Annotated in this window: 1 protein-coding gene; it reads left to right on the plus strand. The window is 29.4% G+C overall.

Annotation, left to right across the window (positions count from 1 at the left end):
* Window positions 1–93 precede the first annotated feature (93 nt).
* Window positions 94–237 (plus strand): hypothetical protein, encoded by a 144-nt coding sequence (locus V7127_RS23400; RefSeq protein WP_217039188.1) that lies wholly within the window; start codon window positions 94–96, stop codon window positions 235–237.
* The last annotated feature ends 256 nt before the right edge of the window (window positions 238–493 follow it).

Here is a 493-nt window from a genome sequence, read left to right on the forward strand (position 1 = left end):
TTTATAGGTTACAGTTCAAGCCGTCAAAGGTTGTCTTTTTTATTCTATAATTCCCATTGCTAATGGACATTTTAATAATTGGAGGTGAATATTATGACAGAAAAGGACTATCAAAACGTTAGTTTAGGCGGAAAGATTGTTAAGGAAAAAGGTGATGGTGGGGATCAAGTTCACGGTCACGAAAAGGAAAATAAAAATGGAAAATTTAATACTAATCCTAAAGTTGATTTAAAGTAATGATTACGAACCAGTTGACAATGTGTTAGCTGGTTTTTCTTTGTTTACAAATCCATTATAGGCTTCCCATGATTAATCTTATAATTCACGTTAAAATTATTTGAAGTGAAGCTGAGAAAAACAAGTGAGCAAAATAAAGAAATAATTGAATTACTAAAACAGTTGAAAGATAAATAAAAGATTTCTTTAACATCTAAACCAGCAAATAGAAACTAATTAATTATTCCATTAAAGGGAGCTTTTCTGAAATAAGGAA

The sequence above is a fragment of the Bacillus sp. JJ1773 genome, assembly GCF_036962035.1.
Lineage (GTDB): Bacteria > Bacillota > Bacilli > Bacillales > Cytobacillaceae > Cytobacillus.